Source organism: Pseudomonas sp. P179 (assembly GCF_000478485.2).
GTDB lineage: Bacteria > Pseudomonadota > Gammaproteobacteria > Pseudomonadales > Pseudomonadaceae > Pseudomonas > Pseudomonas aeruginosa.
Genome location: NZ_KI517354.1, coordinates 104195 through 121502, shown reverse-complemented (window position 1 = coordinate 121502; position 17308 = coordinate 104195). Strand labels below are relative to the sequence as shown.

Annotated in this window: 13 protein-coding genes; 2 read left to right on the top strand and 11 right to left on the bottom strand. The window is 68.8% G+C overall.

What is annotated here, in order from left to right:
* Positions 1 to 3: 3 nt before the first annotated feature.
* The gene (locus HMPREF1224_RS13540) at positions 4 to 1239 is read right to left on the bottom strand and encodes an SfnB family sulfur acquisition oxidoreductase (protein ID WP_003106870.1); all 1236 of its coding nucleotides are present in this window, start codon (positions 1237 to 1239) and stop codon (positions 4 to 6) included.
* 418 nt (positions 1240 to 1657) lie between these two features.
* On the opposite strand from HMPREF1224_RS13540, the gene HMPREF1224_RS13535 reads away from it, so the two are divergent.
* Positions 1658 to 2893: an NAD(P)/FAD-dependent oxidoreductase gene (locus HMPREF1224_RS13535; RefSeq protein WP_003106867.1), complete on the top strand. Its 1236-nt coding sequence runs from the start codon at positions 1658 to 1660 to the stop codon at positions 2891 to 2893.
* Between the two features lie 42 nt (positions 2894 to 2935).
* Here HMPREF1224_RS13535 and HMPREF1224_RS13530 read toward each other — a convergent pair whose 3' ends face one another.
* The 10 genes from HMPREF1224_RS13530 to HMPREF1224_RS13485 all read right to left on the bottom strand — a co-directional run bounded on the left by HMPREF1224_RS13530 (position 2936) and on the right by HMPREF1224_RS13485 (position 16173).
* Positions 2936 to 3868 (bottom strand): carbohydrate kinase family protein, encoded by a 933-nt coding sequence (locus tag HMPREF1224_RS13530; protein ID WP_010793008.1) that lies wholly within the window; start codon positions 3866 to 3868, stop codon positions 2936 to 2938.
* A gap of 40 nt (positions 3869 to 3908) precedes the next feature.
* On the bottom strand, positions 3909 to 5417 hold the full coding sequence (xylB, locus tag HMPREF1224_RS13525) for a xylulokinase (RefSeq protein WP_073654950.1): 1509 nt from the start codon (positions 5415 to 5417) through the stop codon (positions 3909 to 3911).
* Positions 5414 to 6889 carry a mannitol dehydrogenase family protein gene (locus HMPREF1224_RS13520; RefSeq protein ID WP_003105368.1) on the bottom strand — a complete coding sequence of 492 codons (1476 nt, stop codon included), beginning with the start codon at positions 6887 to 6889 and terminating at the stop codon, positions 5414 to 5416. Before HMPREF1224_RS13520 ends, xylB begins: the two co-directional genes overlap by 4 nt.
* Before the next feature lie 22 nt (positions 6890 to 6911).
* On the bottom strand, positions 6912 to 8024 hold the full coding sequence (locus HMPREF1224_RS13515; protein WP_003115000.1) for an ABC transporter ATP-binding protein: 1113 nt from the start codon (positions 8022 to 8024) through the stop codon (positions 6912 to 6914).
* A gap of 39 nt (positions 8025 to 8063) precedes the next feature.
* The gene (locus HMPREF1224_RS13510; protein ID WP_010793006.1) at positions 8064 to 8897 is read right to left on the bottom strand and encodes a carbohydrate ABC transporter permease; all 834 of its coding nucleotides are present in this window, start codon (positions 8895 to 8897) and stop codon (positions 8064 to 8066) included.
* Between the two features lie 10 nt (positions 8898 to 8907).
* Positions 8908 to 9840: a carbohydrate ABC transporter permease gene (locus tag HMPREF1224_RS13505; RefSeq protein WP_003105364.1), complete on the bottom strand. Its 933-nt coding sequence runs from the start codon at positions 9838 to 9840 to the stop codon at positions 8908 to 8910.
* Positions 9841 to 9915: 75 nt separating this feature from the next.
* Entirely contained in the window at positions 9916 to 11226 is a 1311-nt protein-coding gene (locus HMPREF1224_RS13500; protein WP_010793005.1) for an ABC transporter substrate-binding protein, read from the bottom strand.
* Positions 11227 to 11383: 157 nt separating this feature from the next.
* Positions 11384 to 12289 carry an AraC family transcriptional regulator gene (locus HMPREF1224_RS13495; RefSeq protein ID WP_003089438.1) on the bottom strand — a complete coding sequence of 302 codons (906 nt, stop codon included), beginning with the start codon at positions 12287 to 12289 and terminating at the stop codon, positions 11384 to 11386.
* Between the two features lie 151 nt (positions 12290 to 12440).
* Positions 12441 to 13781: an aryl-sulfate sulfotransferase gene (locus HMPREF1224_RS13490; RefSeq protein ID WP_003124602.1), complete on the bottom strand. Its 1341-nt coding sequence runs from the start codon at positions 13779 to 13781 to the stop codon at positions 12441 to 12443.
* A gap of 22 nt (positions 13782 to 13803) precedes the next feature.
* On the bottom strand, positions 13804 to 16173 hold the full coding sequence (locus tag HMPREF1224_RS13485; RefSeq protein WP_003117849.1) for a TonB-dependent receptor: 2370 nt from the start codon (positions 16171 to 16173) through the stop codon (positions 13804 to 13806).
* 149 nt (positions 16174 to 16322) lie between these two features.
* Between HMPREF1224_RS13485 and HMPREF1224_RS13480 the strand changes: the two genes are divergently transcribed.
* The gene (locus HMPREF1224_RS13480) at positions 16323 to 17234 is read left to right on the top strand and encodes a LysR family transcriptional regulator (protein ID WP_003105356.1); all 912 of its coding nucleotides are present in this window, start codon (positions 16323 to 16325) and stop codon (positions 17232 to 17234) included.
* The last annotated feature ends 74 nt before the right edge of the window (positions 17235 to 17308 follow it).

The window sequence follows — 17308 nt, the reverse complement described above, 5'->3', positions numbered from 1 at the left end:
TCCTCAGATCCATGAGTGACGCGCCGGACGGGCGCCGTTCAGGTAGTAGTCGCCGACCGCGTGGACTTTCCAGCGCACCGGGTCGTGCAGGGTATGGGTGCGGGCGTTGCGCCAGTGCCGGTCGAGGTTGAACTCGGCGAGCGTGGCACGGCTGCCGGCCAGCTCGAAGAGCTTCTCGCTGGCGGCCAGGCTGATCTCGGTGCTCAGCACCTTGGCCTCGGCCACGGCGATCGAGGCGCGTGCCGCCGACTCGGCGTCCACCGGCCGCGCGGCCACTTCGTCGAGGACCTGGCCGGCCTTCTCCAGCAGGGCGTTGGCGGCGTGCAGCTCGATTTGCAGGCGGCCGACCTCGGCGATGCTGTAGAGCTCATCGCTGGCGCGTTCGACCTGGGCGTCGATCCAGGGCCGGCTGCGTTCGCGGACGAAAGCCTGGGCGTCGTCCAGCGCCGCCTGGGCGATGCCGGCGTCGATGGCGGCCTGGATCAGTTGCGAGACGGCGCCCTGGAGGCTCGGGATCTCGGCCAGCAGGCCGTTGTGGATCAGCATGTCGCCGGCTACCGGAACCTCGTCCAGCAGTACCGTGCCGCTGGCGGTGGTGCGCTGGCCGAAGCCGGACCAGTCGTCGACGATGCGCAGGCCGGGAGCGCCGCGCTCGACGAAGAGCATCACCGCGCGCTCTTCCTCGTCGATGGCCTTGACCGCCACCCAGTGGGCGAACAAGGCGCCGGTGGAGTAGAACTTCTCGCCGCTGACCCGGTAGCCGTCGCCGTCGCGACGGACCCGCGCCTTCAGCTCCAGGGTGTGGCGGGTATTGCGCTCCGGGCCGGCGTTGGCCAGCCGGCGGCCGTCGAGGATGCCACGGAACAGCTTGCGTTTCTGCGCCGGGCTGGCGACGTTGTCGATCACGCTGAGCAGGCCGAACTGGTTCTGCGGAATCTGTCCGAGGGCCGGGTCGGCGGCACAGATGACACGGAACACCTCGGCCAGGGTCACATGGGAAACCTGCGCGCCGCCATGGGCGCGGGGAATGCCGATGCCGCCCAGGCCGAGGCGGGTGAAGAGTTCCAGTTCCTGCCAGGGCAGGCGTCGTTCGCGGTCGCGTAGCGCCGCTTCGCGACGGGCCAGTCCGGCTACCTCGTGGGCGGCCTGCAACGCCTGGGCGTCGTTCTCGATGAGGCGTGCCGGGAGTAGCCGGGGCGCCTGGTCACGAAGATCCTTGGGTGCGGTTTCGTCGGTCATGGTTCAGCCTTGCAGCGTGGTGGTTCCGCCAGCGGCATCGGTGTGGCGCGGCTCGCGGGTTCGGTGGTGCGGGTGGAACGCCTGGAGGAGGGAGGGGAAACAGGCGGTAACGACATGCTCGCTGGGCACCTCTGGCAGTTCGGATAGGTGGCTGGCGCGATCGCCAAGCCTCTGCCGGGTCTGTTTGCACAAGCCGTGCCGTTTGCTAATCCATAGAAAAATCAAAGAGTTGGAGGTTTTCTCCAACAGTTTCTGCTGGTCCGCGGGCGCTACCTGTTGCTCCGCTGTTGCCAGGGCAACAGTTACCGGCGGATTACAGCCGGATGCCGCGCGCCAGCGCCGTGCTGCTAGGGTGATAGGGTTTCGCGCGCGGCGGCCTGGCGCGCGCCCACCCACTCGGATCGTCGAAGGAACTCCCATGCAGAGCGCTAACGCTTCAGAACTCACCACCGACATCGCCGTGATCGGCGGCGGCGCGGCCGGCATCGGCGTGATCGCCAGCCTGCTGAAACGTTCGCCGGGGTTGCGTATCAGCCTGATCGAGCCGGCGGACACCCACTACTACCAACCGGGCTGGACCCTGGTCGGTGGCGGCGCCTACGCACAGGGCGACACCGCGCGGCCGATGGCCGGGCTGGTCCCGCCCGGCGTAGAGTGGTTGCGCACCCGCGTCGAGCGGGTCGACCCCGAGGCGCGCCGACTGTTGCTGGAGGGCGGCGACAGCCTGGAATACCGCAACCTGATCGTCTGCCCCGGCCTGCGCCTGGCCTGGGAGCGCATCGAGGGCCTGGAGGAGACCCTGGGGCGCAACGGCGTCACCTCCAACTACCGCTACGACCTGGCGCCCTACACCTGGGAGCTGGTGCGCGGCCTGCGCGGCGGCAAGGCGCTGTTCACCCAGCCGGCGATGCCGATCAAGTGCGCCGGGGCGCCGCAGAAGGCCATGTACCTGTCCTGCGACCACTGGCTGCGGGAGGGCGTGCTGCAAGACATCGAGGTCGAGTTCGACCTGGCCGGCGCGGCGTTGTTCGGTGTCGCCGATTTCGTTCCGCCGCTGATGGAGTACGTGCGCAAGTATTCGGCCGAGCTGGCGTTCAATTCCAACCTGGTGAAGGTCGACGGCGCGGCGCGCAAGGCCTGGTTCGAGGTGAAGGACGCCGACGGCAACACCAATCTGGCGGAAAAGGACTTCGACCTGCTGCACGTGGTGCCGCCGCAACTGCCGCCGACCTTCGTCGCCGCCAGCGGCCTGGGCGACGCGGCCGGCTGGTGCGAAGTCGACCCGGCGACCCTGCAACATGTCCGCCATGGCGAGATCTTCGCCCTCGGCGATGTCTGCGGCACCGCCAACGCGAAGACCGCGGCGGCGGCGCGCAAGCAGATCGTGGTGGTGGCCGAGAACCTTCTCGGCCTGCGCAGCGGCCGTGGCCTGCCGCTGCGCTACGACGGCTACGGCGGTTGCCCGCTGACCGTCGAGCGCGGCCGGGTGGTGCTGGCGGAGTTCGGCTACGCCGGCAAGCTGCTGCCGACCTTCCCGCTGGAGCCCACCGCGGCCAGCCGCTTCGCCTGGCTGCTCAAGCGCCACGTACTGCCCTGGGTGTACTGGAACGCCATGCTCAAGGGCCGGGAGTGGCTGGCGCGGCCGGGGCGCTAGACCGGGCGGCAGCTCTCGGCCTGACCCTCCGCACGGCCGGCCTCAAAGCTCGTGGGCGAACGGCAGGTCCGGCCCCACCCGCGAGCAGGTGACCGCCGCCGCGCGGATGGCGAAGGCGAGCATCGCGTCGATCGCTTCCCGCGACAGCGCGACTAGCCCGGCCGGGCTGTCGGCGTCGAGGCGGCGGAGGTAGGCGAGGGTCGCCGCCTGGAAGGTATCGCCGGCGCCGACCGTATCGCGCAGCGCCAGGGCGGTATCCGCCGGGCGACTCCAGCTGCCATGGGTGCAGTGCACGCTGGCGCCGGCGCCGCCGTGGGTGACGAAGACCAGCCGGCAGCGCGGGTTCAGCCAGCCGCGGGCCACCTCGCCGGGGTCGCGGCCGGGGTAGAGCAGGGCCAGGTCTTCCTCGCTGGCCTTGATCAGGTGCGCATGACTGGCGAAGGCCTCGACCCGGCGCCGCCAGAGGTCGATGTCCGGCTGCGGGTCGAGGCGCACGTTGGGATCCAGGCTGACCAGGCGCCGGCCGCTCTCGCGCCGGACCAGCGCCAGCAGGGTGTCGGCCACCGGTGTCACCACCAGGGTATAGGAGCCGACGTGCAAACCGCGTATCCGCCCATCCAGCGTCGGCAGGTGTTCCAGGCGCACCTGGCGGTCGGCGCAGCCGTCGCCGCGGAACTGGTATTGCGCCGAGCCGCTGGCGTCGAGGCCGACCATCGCCAGGGTGGTCGGGGCGTCGCTGGGCACCAGGAAGCCGCAGTCCACGCCTTCTTCTTCGAGCACCCGGCGCAGCCGCGTGCCCAGGTAGTCGCTGGACAGCCCGCCGAACAGCGCCGCCTCCACGCCCAGCCGGCGCAGGCCGACGGCGACGTTGAACGGCGAGCCGCCGGCGATCGCGGTGAAGCCCAGCTCGTTGCTGCGCGCAGCGCTTTCCAGGCTGAAGACATCGAAAAGGGCCTCGCCACACACCAGGTACATGCAGATCTCCAAAACGCCAGAAGAGGAAGGAAAGCGACCATTATCGCGGAGGCAGGTGCTCCAGGTAACGCCGGTAGGCCTGTTCGTAGGCCGCCTGTTGTCGCGCCTGGGGCTGGGTGCGGGTCGACTCGTCGAGCGCCACGCAGCGCCGGCACAGGGCTTCCAGGCTTTCACCGGCGCCGCTTTCGCGGCCCAGGCTCCAGGCCGCCTGGAGCGCCGCGCCAAGGGCGGCGGCCTCGGTCTGCCGCGGACAGACCAGCGGCAGGCCGAGCAGGTCGGCGAGCGTCCGCCGCCACAGCGGGTTCTTCGCCGCGCCGCCGACCAGGCGGATTTCCTCGCCCGGCAGGCCGCTGGCGCGCAGCAGGTCGAGGCCGTAGCGCAGGCCGAAGGCGGTGCCTTCGAGCACCGCCCGGCAAAGATTGGCGCGGCTCAGGTTGGCCGCGGTCATGCCATGCAGGCTGGCGTTGGCGTGCGGTAGCGCCGGAACCCGCTCGCCGTCGAAGAACGGCAGCATCAGCAGACCCTCGGCGCCGACCGGCGCCTGGGCGGCCAGCCGGGAGAATTCGTCGAGGTCGAGGTGCAGCAGGTCCTGTACCAGGCCGCAGGCGCCGGTGAGGTTCATCGTGCAGGCCAGCGGCAGCCAACCGCCGGACGAGGCGCAGAAGGTCGCCAGCTCGCCGTGCGGACTGACCAGCGGCCGCTCGGCATAGGCGCTCAGGGTGCCGGAGGTGCCCAGGCTGGCGGTGAGCAGGCCGGGGCGGATGTTGCCGGTGCCGATGGCGGCGAGCATGTTGTCGCCGCCGCCGCAGGCGACCCGCGTGTGGGGAGCCAGGCCGAGGGCGGCGGCCGCTTCGGGGCGCAGGTTGCCGATGCAGGCGCCGGGCTCGATCAGCTCCGGCAGCGCCGCCGCCAGGCGTCCGCCCGGCTCGACCAGCTCCAGCACGTCGCTGGCCCAGGTGCGCCGGCGCACGTCGAAGTAGCCGCTGCCGGAGGCGTCGCCCGCTTCGCTGCAGACGCGGCCGGTGAGCCAGTGGTTGAGGTAGTCGTGGGGCAGGAGGATGTGCGCGACGCGGGCGAACAGCTCGGGAAAGCGGCGCCTGCTCCAGAGCAGCTTGGACAGCGTGTAGCCCGGCGCGAGCACCAGCCCCAGGCGTTCCAGCGAGCCGGCCGGGCCGCCGAGGGCTTCCAGCAGCTCGCGGTTCTCCGCCGCGCTCTCGGTGTCGCACCAGAGCTTGGCCGGGCGCAGCGCCCGGCCCTCGGCGTCGAGCAGGAGCAGCCCATGCTGCTGGGCGGAAACCGCCAGGGCGCGGACCTCGCGGCCGTCCACCGCGGCTTCTTCCAGGGCCATGCGTACCGCGCTGGCCATGGCTTCCAGCCAGTCCGCCGGGTCCTGCTCGCGGCGTCCGTCGCGGCCTTCCGGCGGGCGCTGCGCGGCGCTGCCCAGGCCCAGCGTGCGGCCGCTGCCGGCGTCGAGCAGCAGCGCCTTGCTGCCTTGGGTGCCGCAATCGATGCCGAGGAACAATCCGTGCATGCGGCCCTCCGGAGTCATTCGCCGAGTACCTGGCGCAGGGTTTCGCTGACGCCGTGTCGGCGCAGGCTGTCGTAGAGCCGCTCGAAGGCCTCGACGAAGGCCGCCGAGGCCGGGATCGCCGGGCCGAACACGGTCTCCACGCCGAGCAGGCGCCGGCCCAGGCCGTGGCGTTCGGCAACCAGCGCCTGGCATTCGGCGGCGCGCGGATCGGGAATCGGGTAGCGTTCGCCATGCTCGTCGACCCCGCCCAGGTACAGCGCCCAGGCCGCCACCACCAGGGCCACCCGTTCCAGCGGCCGGCCGGCGGCGATCAGCCGATTGGCGGTGGGGACGATGAACTTGGGAAACTTCGACGAGCCGTCCGAGCAGACCCGTTCCAGTTGGTCGGCGATGGCGCGGTTGGCGAAGCGCTCGACCAGGCTGTCCTTGTAGCGTTCCAGGTCGATCCCCGGTACCGGTGCCAGCAGCGGGGCCACGTCGCGGTCCATGAAGGCCCGCACGTAGCGGCGCAGCAGCGGGTCGCCGAGGGTCTCGTGGACGAAGCGGTAGCCGCGCAGGAAGCCCAGGTAGGTGAGCGCCAGGTGGCTGCCGTTGAGCAGGCCGATCTTCATCTCCTCGTAGGGCGTGACGTCGTCGGTGAACTGCACGCCGACCTTTTCCCAGGCCGGGCGCCCAGCGCTGAAACGATCTTCCAGCACCCATTGCACGAAGGGTTCGCAGACCACCGGCCAGGCGTCTTCCACGTCGTGCCGTTGGGCCAGTTGGCGGCGGTGGGCGGGGCTGGTCATCGGGGTGATGCGGTCGACCATGGCGTTGGGAAAGCTGACGTGCGTCGCGATCCAGCGCGCCAGCCCCGGGTCGAGCCGTTCGGCGAAGGCCAGCAGCGCCTTGCGCGCCACCTCGCCGTTATGCGGGAGGTTGTCGCAGGACATCACGGTGAACGCCGGCACGCCTGTGTCGCGGCGCCGCCGCAGAGCCTCGCAGAGAAAGCCGAAGACCCCGCGCGGGGTCCGCGGGTTGGCCAGGTCGTGGCGCACCAGCGGCAACTCGGCGAGGAACTCGCCGCTGCCATCGTCGATGCAGTAGCCGCCTTCGGTGATGGTCAGCGAGACGATGCGGATGGCCGGCTCGGCAAGTTTTTCCAGCAGCGCCTCGGCGCCGTCCTCGGCGAGCAGCATGCCGCTGATGGCGCCGATCACGCGGACCTCGGTGTCCGGTTGGTCGCCCAGCTCGTAGAGGGTGTAGAGGTAGTCCTGGGCGGCCAGGGCGTCGTGCATGGCGCGGTCGTCGCTGCGCAGGCCGGCGCCGCAGATCGCCCAGTCGAGGGCTTCGCCGCGGTTCATCAGGGCGTCGGTGTAGGCCGCCTGGTGCGCGCGGTGGAAGCCGCCGACGCCGATGTGGACGATGCCCTGGCGCAGTTGCGCGGGGTCGTAGGACGGGCGGGCGACAGCGGTCGCCAGCAGGGGGAGGTGCTGCCGGTTGAGTTTCATCGGTGGGTTCCCGCTGGCGGCTTCAGGCCGCCTGTTGCAGTCGTTTGTCGAGGGCCTGGCCGTTGCTGTCGAACAGGTGGCAGTGCTCCGGATCGAAGCCCAGCTCCAGGGGGGCGCCGTAGTCCGGTGCGAAATCGCCGCGCACGCGCAGGGTGAGCATTTCCCCCGAGTCGGCGCGGACATGGCAGAAGCTGTCGCTGCCCAGGCGCTCGCTGACGTCGGCGGCGACCCGCAGCAGGCCCTGGAAGGCATGGCCCGGGCGGGCGATGTTCAGGTGTTCCGGGCGGATGCCGAGGGTCACCGGGCTGCCGGTGGCCAGCTCGCCGGCGCATAGCGGCAGGCCGACGCGCGCGCCGCATTCGAGGGCGACCTCGCAGCGCTCGCCCTGGTTGCGGCTGAGATGGCCGCGCAGGAAGCCCATCTTCGGCGTGCCGAGGAAGCCGGCGACGAACAGGTTGGCCGGATGGTGGTAAAGCTCCAGCGGCGAGCCGACCTGCTCGACGCGCCCGCCGTTGAGCACCACGACCTTGTCCGCCAGGGTCATCGCCTCGACCTGGTCGTGGGTCACGTAGATCATGGTCGCCGCCAGTTCCTGGTGCAGCCGCGCCAGTTCCAGGCGCATCTGCACGCGCAGGGCGGCGTCGAGGTTGGACAGCGGTTCGTCGAAGAGGAATATCTTCGGGTTGCGCACGATCGCCCGGCCGATCGCCACCCGCTGCCGTTGGCCGCCGGAGAGCTGGCGCGGCTTGCGCTCCAGCAGCGCTTGCAGTTCGAGGATGCGTGCGGCGGCGTCGACCTTGGCGGCGACCTCGCGCTTGTCGACGCCGGCCAGGTCAAGGGCGAAGGAGAGGTTCCTGCGCACCGTCATGTGCGGGTACAGCGCGTAGGTCTGGAAGACCATCGCCAGGTCGCGTTTCGCCGGCGGGGTGTCGGTGATGTCCGTGCCGTCGAGGGCGATGCTGCCGCCGCTGGCCTCTTCGAGGCCGGCGATCAGGCGCAGCAGGGTCGACTTGCCGCAGCCGGAGGGGCCGACGAAGACTACGAACTCGCGGTCGCGGACGTCGAGGTCGATGCCCTTAATGATGGCCTGGCCGTCGAAGCCTTTCTGCAGGTTGCGGATCTTGAGATCAGCCATGGCGGAATACCTCCGTGGACGAAAGGATGGGGATGCGCTTCATTTCACGGCGCCGAAGGAAAGGCCGCGTACCAGCTGCTTCTGGCTGATCCAGCCGAAGACCAGGATCGGCGCGCAGGCGAGAGTGGAGACGGCCGAGAGCTTGGCCCAGAACAGTCCTTCGGGGCTGGAATAGGAGGCGACCAGGGCGGTCAGCGGGGCGGCGGCCGAGGAGGTCAGGTTGAGCGACCAGAAGGCCTCGTTCCAACACAGGATCAGCGACAGCAGCAGGGTCGAGGCGAGCCCGCCGCGGGCGATCGGCAGCAGTACGCGGACGATCTCCTGCCAGGTGCCGGCGCCGTCCAGGCGCGCTGCTTCGAGGATGTCCACGGGGATGTCCTTGAAGTAGGTGTACACCATCCAGACCACGATCGGCAGGTTGATCAGGGTGTAGACGATGATCAGCGCCAGCCGTGAATCGAGCAGGCCGAACTGCTTGGCCAGCAGGTAGATCGGCATCAGTACGCCGACCGGCGGAAGCATCTTGGTCGACAGCATCCAGAGCAGCGTGCGCTTGGTGTGGCGGGTCTCGAAGAAGGCTATGGAGTAGGCCGCCGGCACCGCGACGAGCATGCACAGGAGAGTCGCCGAGGAGGAGATCAGCAACGAGTTCCAGGCGTAGGCGAAGTAGTCGCTGCGCTCGTTGATGTGCAGGTAGTTCTCCAGGGTCGGCTGGAAGATGAACTGCGGCGGCGTGGCGAAGGCGTCGATCTCGCTCTTGAAGCTGGTCAGCAGCATCCAGAAGATCGGGAAGAACAGCAGCAGGGCGATGCCCCAGCAGAGCAGGCCGAGCAGGGCATTGCGCAGGCGGCGGGATTGCTTGAGTGTCAGCATGGCGGGTTCCTCAGCTGCGCTCGGTAAGGTTCTTGCCGATCATCCGCACCAGCACGATGGCGGCGATATTGGCGATCAGCACCGCGATCAGGCCCCCGGCCGAGGCCATGCCGACATCGAACTGCAGCAGCGCCTGGTTGTAGATCAGGTAGGCGAGGTTGGTCGATTCGTAGCCGGGGCCGCCGCTGGTGGTGGTGAAGATCTCGGCGAACACCGAGAGCAGGAAGATCGTCTCGATCATCAGCACCACCGCGATGGGCCGCGCCAGGTGCGGCAGGGTCAGGTGCCAGAAGATCGCCAGCGGACCGGCGCCGTCGAGGCGGGCAGCCTCCTTCTGCTCCTGGTCGAGGGACTGCATGGCGGTCATCAGGATCAGGATGGCGAAGGGCAGCCATTGCCAGGAGACGATGAGGATGATCGACAGCAGCGGATAGTGCGCCAGCCAATCCACCGGCTCGGCGCCGAACAGGCGCCAGACGGCGGCGAGGATGCCCGAGACCGGGTGGAAGATCAGGTTCTTCCAGAGCAGCGCGCTCACCGTCGGCATGATGAAGAACGGCGAGATCAGCAACACCCGCACCGCGCCGCGGCCGAAGAATTCGCCGGCCTCCAGCAGCGCGGCGATGAGCACGCCGAACGCCACGCTGATCGCCAGCACGCTGCCCACCAGCAGCAGGGTGTTCAGCGCGCCGGGCAGGAAGCCGGCGTCGGTGACGAAGAAGGTGAAGTTCTCCAGGCCGACGAAGGCATTCTCGCCGGGATACAGCAGGTTGTAGCGGATCAGCGAGAAATACAGGGTCATGCCCAGGGGCACGATCATCCACAACAGCAGCAGCGCCACCGAGGGGCTGACCAGGAGCCAGCCAGGGCCGCGCCGGCGGCGCTGGAGACGGCGGCGGGCGGGACGGGCCGGGAGCGGGGTATCGAGGGCCGAGGTGTTCATGGCGACTCCGTCTGGATCTTCAAGGACAAGCGCTCGAGCAGCGCCGCGCCGGGCGCGGCTGCGCCCGGCGGCGGACTACTTCGGATAGCCGGCGCGCTTCATCTCGCGGGCGGTGCTCTGCTGCGCGGCGGCGAGCGCCTGGTCGCTGCTCATCTGCCCGGTGAGGGCGGCGGAGAACAGCTTGCCGACCTGGGTGCCGATGGCCTGGAACTCGGGGATGGTGACCAACTGGATGCCGACATAGGGCACCGGCTTCAGCGTCGGATGGTTGGGATCGACGCGCTTCAGCGATTCCAGGGTGACCCGCGCGAACGGCGCGGCGGCCAGGTAGGCCTCGCTGTAGGTCGAGGCGCGGGTGCCGGGCGGCACGTTGGCCACGCCTTCCCTGTCCGCCACCAGCTTGCCGTACGCCTGCGAGGTGGCCCAGGTGGCGAAGGCCTTCGCCACGTCCTTGGCGCGCGAGCTGGCGGGAATCGCCAGGGCCCAGGAATACAGCCAGGAGGCGCCCTTGTCGGTAACTTCCCGGGGGGCGAAGGCGAAGCCGGTGGCGTCGGCGACCTTGCTCTGGCTCTTGTCGGTGACGAACGAACCGGCGACGCTGGCGTCCACCCAGATCGCGCACTTGCCGCTGTTGAACAGCGCCAGGTTCTCGTTGAATCCGTTGCTGGAGGCGCCGGGCGGGCCGTACCGCTTGAGGGTGGAGACATAGAAGTCGAGAGCCTTCTTCCATTCGCCGCCGCTGAATTCGGGCTGCCATCGCTCGTCGAACCAGCGTGCGCCGAAGGCGTTGGCCAGGGTGCCGATCAACGCCATGTTCTCGCCCCAGCCGGCCTTGCCGCGCAGGCAGATGCCGTATTGGCCCTGGTCCGGGCGGTTGAGCCTGGCGGCGAATTCGCCGAGCTGGGTCCAGGTCGGTTGCTCGGGCATCCGCAGCCCGGCCTGCTGGAACAGGTCCTTGCGGTAGTAGGTGATCGAGGCTTCGGCGTAGAACGGCAGGGCGTACAGCGTGCCCTTGACGGAGAGACCGTCGCGCACCGAGGGCAACAGGTCGTCCAGGGCGTAGTCGGCGGGCAGCCCGCTCATCGGCTCCAGCCAGCCCTTGGCGCCCCACAGCGCGGCTTCGTACATGCCGATGGTGAGCAGGTCGAACTGTCCGCCCTGGGTGGCGATGTCGGTGGTCAGGCGCTGGCGCAGGACGTTCTCTTCGAGCACCACCCATTTCAGCGAGATGTCCGGGTGGCTTTCCTCGAACACCTTGGACAGGCGTTGCATGCGGATCATGTCGTTGTTGTTGACCGTGGCGATGGTCAGGGTCTCGGCGCCCTGGGCCAGCAGGGGCAGGGCGAGGCAGGCGGCGGCCAGGCAGGCCTTGATCGAGTCGTTCATCGGTGAACTCCTCTTCCGGGCCGGCGGGCGGCGCGGAAGACATTATTGTTTTTGTGTCGCTCGCTGCCGATTACACAGGCGCGTCACGCAACCGACAAAGCCTCGACTGCACTTCGACCGATACTTTTTTGCACCGCCGGGGTGGGGCGCTGGAGGCTCAGAGCAGGTTCTGCTCGGTCAGCCGCTGGGTCACCAGGCGCCGGTAGCCGGTGGGCGTCATGCCCTTGAGCTGCTGGAAGCGCCGGTTGAAATTGGACAGGTTGCTGAAGCCCGACTCGAAGCACACCTCGGTCACCGGCAGCTCGCTGCGGGCCAGCAGCTCGCAGGACTTGCTGATACGCAAGCGGTTGACGAACTCGACGAAGCCGCGCCCGGCGGCCTGCTTGAAGAAGCGCGAGAAGTAGGTGGGGGTCATGCCCAGGTGGGCGGCGACCTGCTCCTGGGTGAGGTCCTGGGCGTAGTGCTGGAAGATGTAGTCCACCGCCCGGTTGATCCGTTCGACGTTGTGCTCGTCGGCCAGTTGCGAGGAAGTGACGGTAGAGAGCAACTGGTAGTCCTCGCATTCGGCGAGCTGTTCCATGAGGATAAAAAAGTATCCCAGGCGGGTCATGCCGCCGCTGTCGGCGATGCGTTGCAAGAGTCGCCGGCTTTCGCCGATCAGCGCCGGGTCGCGGAACTCGATGCCGTAGCGCGCCCGCGCCAGCAGCGGGGCCAGGCGGTTCAGCTCGGAGAATACGCCGCTGCCGTCCTCCAGCACCTCGTCGGTGAAGTTCACCAGCATGTCGCGCCGGGCCACCACCTCGTCGGGCTCCACCTGGCTGATCCAGTTGTGCGGCAGGTTGGGACCGGTGAGGAACAGGGTGTCGGGGGCGAAGTTGCCGATGTAGTCGCCGATGAATACCTTGCCGGAGCTGGCGACGATCAGGTGCAGCTCGTATTCCTTGTGGAAGTGCCAGCGCACCAGCGGGCTGGGGAAGCCGTGCTGGCGGTAGATCAGCGAATGGCCTTCGTGATCGTCCATCAGCTCGTAGGACGGATCGGTGACTTTGCTGGCTCTGGGCATGGGCGCGGGCCGACCGGGGGAACGAAGGCACATCCTAGCCCGAAGCGGCGGGGCTGTGCAGGGGACCACCCGCGAGCCTCGCTCCCCTGCGTGGCGCCGGGTGGCCGCAGGGGCGGGTAGCGGGCCGTGGCTCTATCCGCCGCCATCCGCTTCAACGCCGCGCCGTGACCTGCGGCGTGGCGCCGGGAACCGCCAGGTTCACCGCCTTCTCCTCGCGCGGCGTACCTTCGGGCACCCAGTCGTAGGCCACCGGCAGCGCGCGGTAGACCCAGTTGCTCCGGGCGTCGCCGCGCGGCGCCTTGCCGAAGTAGGGGCTGACGTACTCCCAGACGATCTCGCCGCCGGGCGTTACCTGGAAGAAGCGTCCGTTCTGCCCTTCGTCGATCAGCGTATTGCCGTTGGGCAGGCGCCGCGCGCTGCTGATGAAGGCGCTGTAGAAGGCCCAGCCGGGCTGCTGCGAGTCCTCGGCAGTGTATTGCCAGACGATCTGCTTCTTCAGCGGGTCGATTTCCAGTACCCGCGAGCCGGAGACCAGCCCGCGCTGTACCGAGGGGTAACCGGCGTCACCCTGGTTGTCGAACACCAGCAGGTTGCCGGCGCCCGGCAGGCCCTCGGGAATGAGGTGGGCGTCGTGCTGGCCACTGATCTGGTCCACCGGGCGCGGCAGCTTACGGGCGCTCTTCGGGTCGATCGGCGGAAGGTTCGGGCCGAGGCGCCAGACCACCTTGCCGCTGGCCTTGTCGACGATCGCTATGAAGTTGGCGTTGCGTGAGTCGAGCAGCAGGTTGTCCGGGGCGAAGCGCCGGTCGCCGGCAGCGTGCCAGCGGTTCTCGCCGAGCGGGGCGAGGTTGTTGATGTGCAGGTAGTCGGGGTTCTCGCTGGCCCGTACCCGCTTCAACTGGTCGGCGGTGAATCCGAATTCGTCGAGATGCTCCGAAGCGGTCCAGCTCCAGGCCAGCTTGCCCTGCGGCGTGACCTCGTAGATCACGTCATCGATTACCCGGGGCACGGCGAAGCCCTTCACCGCGTGGACCTTGTTCGCCAGCAGCAGGGTGTTGCCGTTGGCCAGCCGGCGCTGGTCGTGGTGCTGATGGGCGGCGCCGCCCGGCGCCTGGTCACCCCAGCGCCAGACCTCCTTGCCATCCCAGTCCAGCTCGCCGAGGGCCTGGTTGGCCAGGCCGTTGCCGGGCGAGGCCAGCTTGTCCGGAGCGGCCAGGTCGGCCAGTTGCAGCAGCACATGGCCGCGCTTGCCGCCGTTCAGGGCCGGGTCGATCACGGCGGCGGGGAAGCCGGGGTAGTCCCAGCGCTTCACCTCGTTGCCGTTCATGTCGATCAGGTGGGTCTTGCGGTCTGCGCCGCTGAAGATCACGTACTGGTTGAAGGCCTTCTGCGGGTCGTAGCGGGTCACTCCGGTGGGGTAGACGCTGGGCGCGGCATGGGCGCCGGCGGCGAGCAGCGCGGCGCTGAGCAGGAGCATCGGGAATCTGGGCATGGCGGGTTCCTCGGCGATCGGTTCAGAAGTCGTAGCGGGCGGTCACGCCCAGGGTGCGCGGCGTGCCGAGCACGCCGGCGTAGCCGCCGTTGGCGGAATTCCAGAGGCTGGTGAAGTAGGTCTTGTCGAAAGCGTTCTTCAGCCACAGGGACAGGTCCCACTGGCCGTCCCCGTAGTCGCCGCGCAGGCCGGCGGAGGCGTTGACCAGGGCGTAGCTGGGGATCTGTCCGTATGCGGAATCGTCGATGGTGCCCACCGCCCTGGAGCGGAACGCGTAGCTGGCGGTGAGGTAGGGCTCCAGGCCATCGTCGAGCTTCCAGCGATACTCGCCATTGAGGTTGGCGATGTACTTCGAGGCACCGACCACCTGGTGCCCGCTGAGGTCGCAGGACGCCGGGGCGCCGGTCTGGAAGGCCACCTCGGGGGCGCACGGGGCGTTCTTGTAGGACAGGTAGCGAACGTCGTTGTAGGACGCATTGAAATTCAGGGTCAGGCCGCGGATCGGCAGGGCCGTCGCTTCGAACTCCAGGCCGCGCGAGCGCACATCGCCGGCATTGGTCAGGTACTGGGTGCGGTTGGCCTCGTCGTAGGCATTGGCCTGGTAGCCGTGGACCACGGTCCAGAACAGGTTGCCGTTGAGGATCAGGCGGTTGTCGAGGAGGGTGGTCTTCAACCCCAGCTCGGCATCGTTGGCGCGCTCGGTGCCAATCAGCAGCGAGTCGGCACCGGCGCTGGGAGCGCTGGCCACGGTCAGGTTGACGCCGCCGGATTTCTCGCCGTGGGACAGCGAGGCGTAGCCCAGAACCTGGTCGCTGAAGCGGTAGCTGAGGCTGAGCAGAGCGGACGGACTGACGCTGTGCAGGCCGATGTCGCCGCTGTCGTAGGCGCCGACCCTGCCGTTGCGCGCGGCCGCCGCCGCGCCGCTCACCGCGGCGCCGCCGAGCGGGGCGTAGCGTTCGACCCAGGCGGACTTTTCCTCGTAGGTGCCGCGCACGCCGGCGGTGAGGTCCAGGCGCTCGGTTAGGTGCCAGGTGCCCTGGGCGAACAGCGCGTAGCTGTCGGTGTCGATGTGCCCGCGACCGCGGGTGCTGACGTCGCTCAGGGCGCCGGCGGGGGTTCCGTTCCAGATGTCTGCCCTGGGCCCGTAGTCGGTGAAGGACTTGTTGTCGAGGTCCTGGCCGAAGTAGTAGGCGCCGAGCACGTAGTCGAAGAAGCCGCCGCTGGGCGAAGCCAGGCGGATTTCCTGCGACCACTGCTTGTCGCGCACCGAGACTCCGGCGTTATAGGCCGCCGGTACGTCCAGGCCGTCGTCGTTGCGCGGCGTGAAATCCCACCAGCGGTAGGCGCTGATGGAAGTGAGGGTGAAGTCGTTGGCCAGCTTCCAGTTGGCTTCCACCGAGGTTCCGCCCTGGAACACCGTGACCTGCTGGTCCGAGTCGAAGTTGACCTTGCGCCGATGGCCGTCCACCAGCGTCGCGCCGGCCGCGGCGGCGCGCTGTTCGTAGCGGTTCACGCCGTTCACCGTGGGGCCGCTGCTGAACAGGGTAAGGACACCATTGTCGGAGTCTTCCTCGTTGTAGTCGCCGATCCAGCGCAGGCTGAAGTCGTCGTTCGGCTTGAACAGCAACTGCCCGCGGAAACCCTGGCGTGCGCCGCCGTTGAGGGTATTGCCGTCGTGGAGGTTCTTCACGTAGCCGTCGTCGCGGGTGCGGTAGGCCGACAGGCGCCCGGCGAGGGTCTCGCCGAGCGGTCCGGAAATCGTGCCCCTGGCCTGGAAGTAGCCGTCCTCGCCTCCGGATATCTCAACGCTGCGCTCCGGAGTGAAGCTCGGCGCACGGGTGCCGATGTTGATCACCCCGGCCGTGGTGTTCTTGCCGAACAGGGTGCCCTGCGGGCCGCGCAAGACCTCCAGCTGCTCGATGTCGAGAAGGTCGAACGAGGCCATGCCGGGGCGGCCGAGGTAGACGTTGTCGAGGTACAGCCCGACGCTGCCTTCCAGGCCGTCGCTGGCCGGGTTGTTGCCGAGGCCGCGGATCGACACGCTGGACTGGCGCGCGTGGACGTAGGCGACGTTGGTGCTCGGCACCAGTTGCTGCAGGTCCTGCACCCGGTAGATGCGCTGGCTCTCCAGGGTTTCGCCGCCGAGCACGCTCATCGCGGTGGGCACATCCTGGGAGTTTTCCACCCGTCGCCGCGAGGTCACCGTGACGGTCTGCAGGGTGGTGGCCGGCTGCGCCTGGCGCGCCTCTTCGGTGCCCGCGGGGGTGTCGTCGGCGCCGGCCAGTTGCGCCCCTCCGGCGCAGGCCAGGCAGATCGACAGGGGCAGCAGGCGACGGCGGAACGGTGCGCTGCGGGACGACGGGATGGAGCGGTACGCGGGTCGGCGATTCATGTGTGGGTCCTGGATGAAGGGGTGACTGCTAATTCCGTATGGTTATTTATTTATGTTTTATATTGCTTTTACGGAATAAGAGATTGCCTTTATAAAAAGCCCACGCCGTCCCCGGCAATTGCATTCGCCCGATATTTTCCATGTAGAAAATGCATATCGATCTCCGCCAGCTCCGCCACTTCATCGCCCTTCACGAGCACCGCAGCTTCGTCGCCGCGGCGCTGGCGGTTAACCTTTCGCAATCGGCCTTCAGCCGCAGCATCCAGGCGCTCGAACACAGCGCTGGCTGCCGCCTGGTGGACCGCGCTGCCAAGGACCTGCGTCCGACCAAGCAGGGCCTGATCGTCCTCGAACATGCGCGCCGGCTGGTCAGCGGCGCGCACAACCTGGCCAACGAGATCGCCCTGTTCAACGGCCTGGAGGCCGGCGAACTGCGCTTCGGCGCCGGACCGGCTCCCGCCACCTGGCTGGTGCCGCGTGCGGTGGGGCGCTTCAACGTGCGTTATCCGAAGGCGCGGGTGAGTTTCCAGGTCGAACACTGGCAGGCGCTGAACCGCCGCCTGCAGGCCGAGGAGTTCGAGTTCTTCGTCGCCGACACCCGGCATTTCGAGGCCGACCCGCAATACCGGACCTCGCGCCTGCGTCCCCGGCGCTGGCATTTCTGCTGCCGCGAGGGGCATCCGCTGGCCGCTCGCGAGAGCGTTTCCGCCGAGGAGCTGTTGAGCTTCCCGCTGGCGACCAACATCAGCCCGCCGAACATCCGCAAGGTGCTGGTGGACCTCAGCGGGCGTCCCGACTTCCGCCCGGCCATCGAGTGCGAGAACGGCCATAGCCTGCTCGGCGTGGTTCTCGCCTCGGATGCCATCGGCATCAGCAGCGGCCTCGGCGACCTGGCGCCGCCGGGACAGGGAGGCCTGCGTCCGCTGCGGGTGCGCGAGCTGCCCGACGACCTCGACGAACTGCATACCCGCTACGGCATCGTCAGCCGCGCCGGCTACAGCCTGTCGCCGCTGGCGGAGGCGATGATCGACGAACTGAAGCGGGTCGACGACGCCACCTGAATTGCGTCGCACGCATGCCAACTATGTTCCGAATGCGCTTGCCGCCGGACGCGGCGGGCCGCGAAATGAAGCGT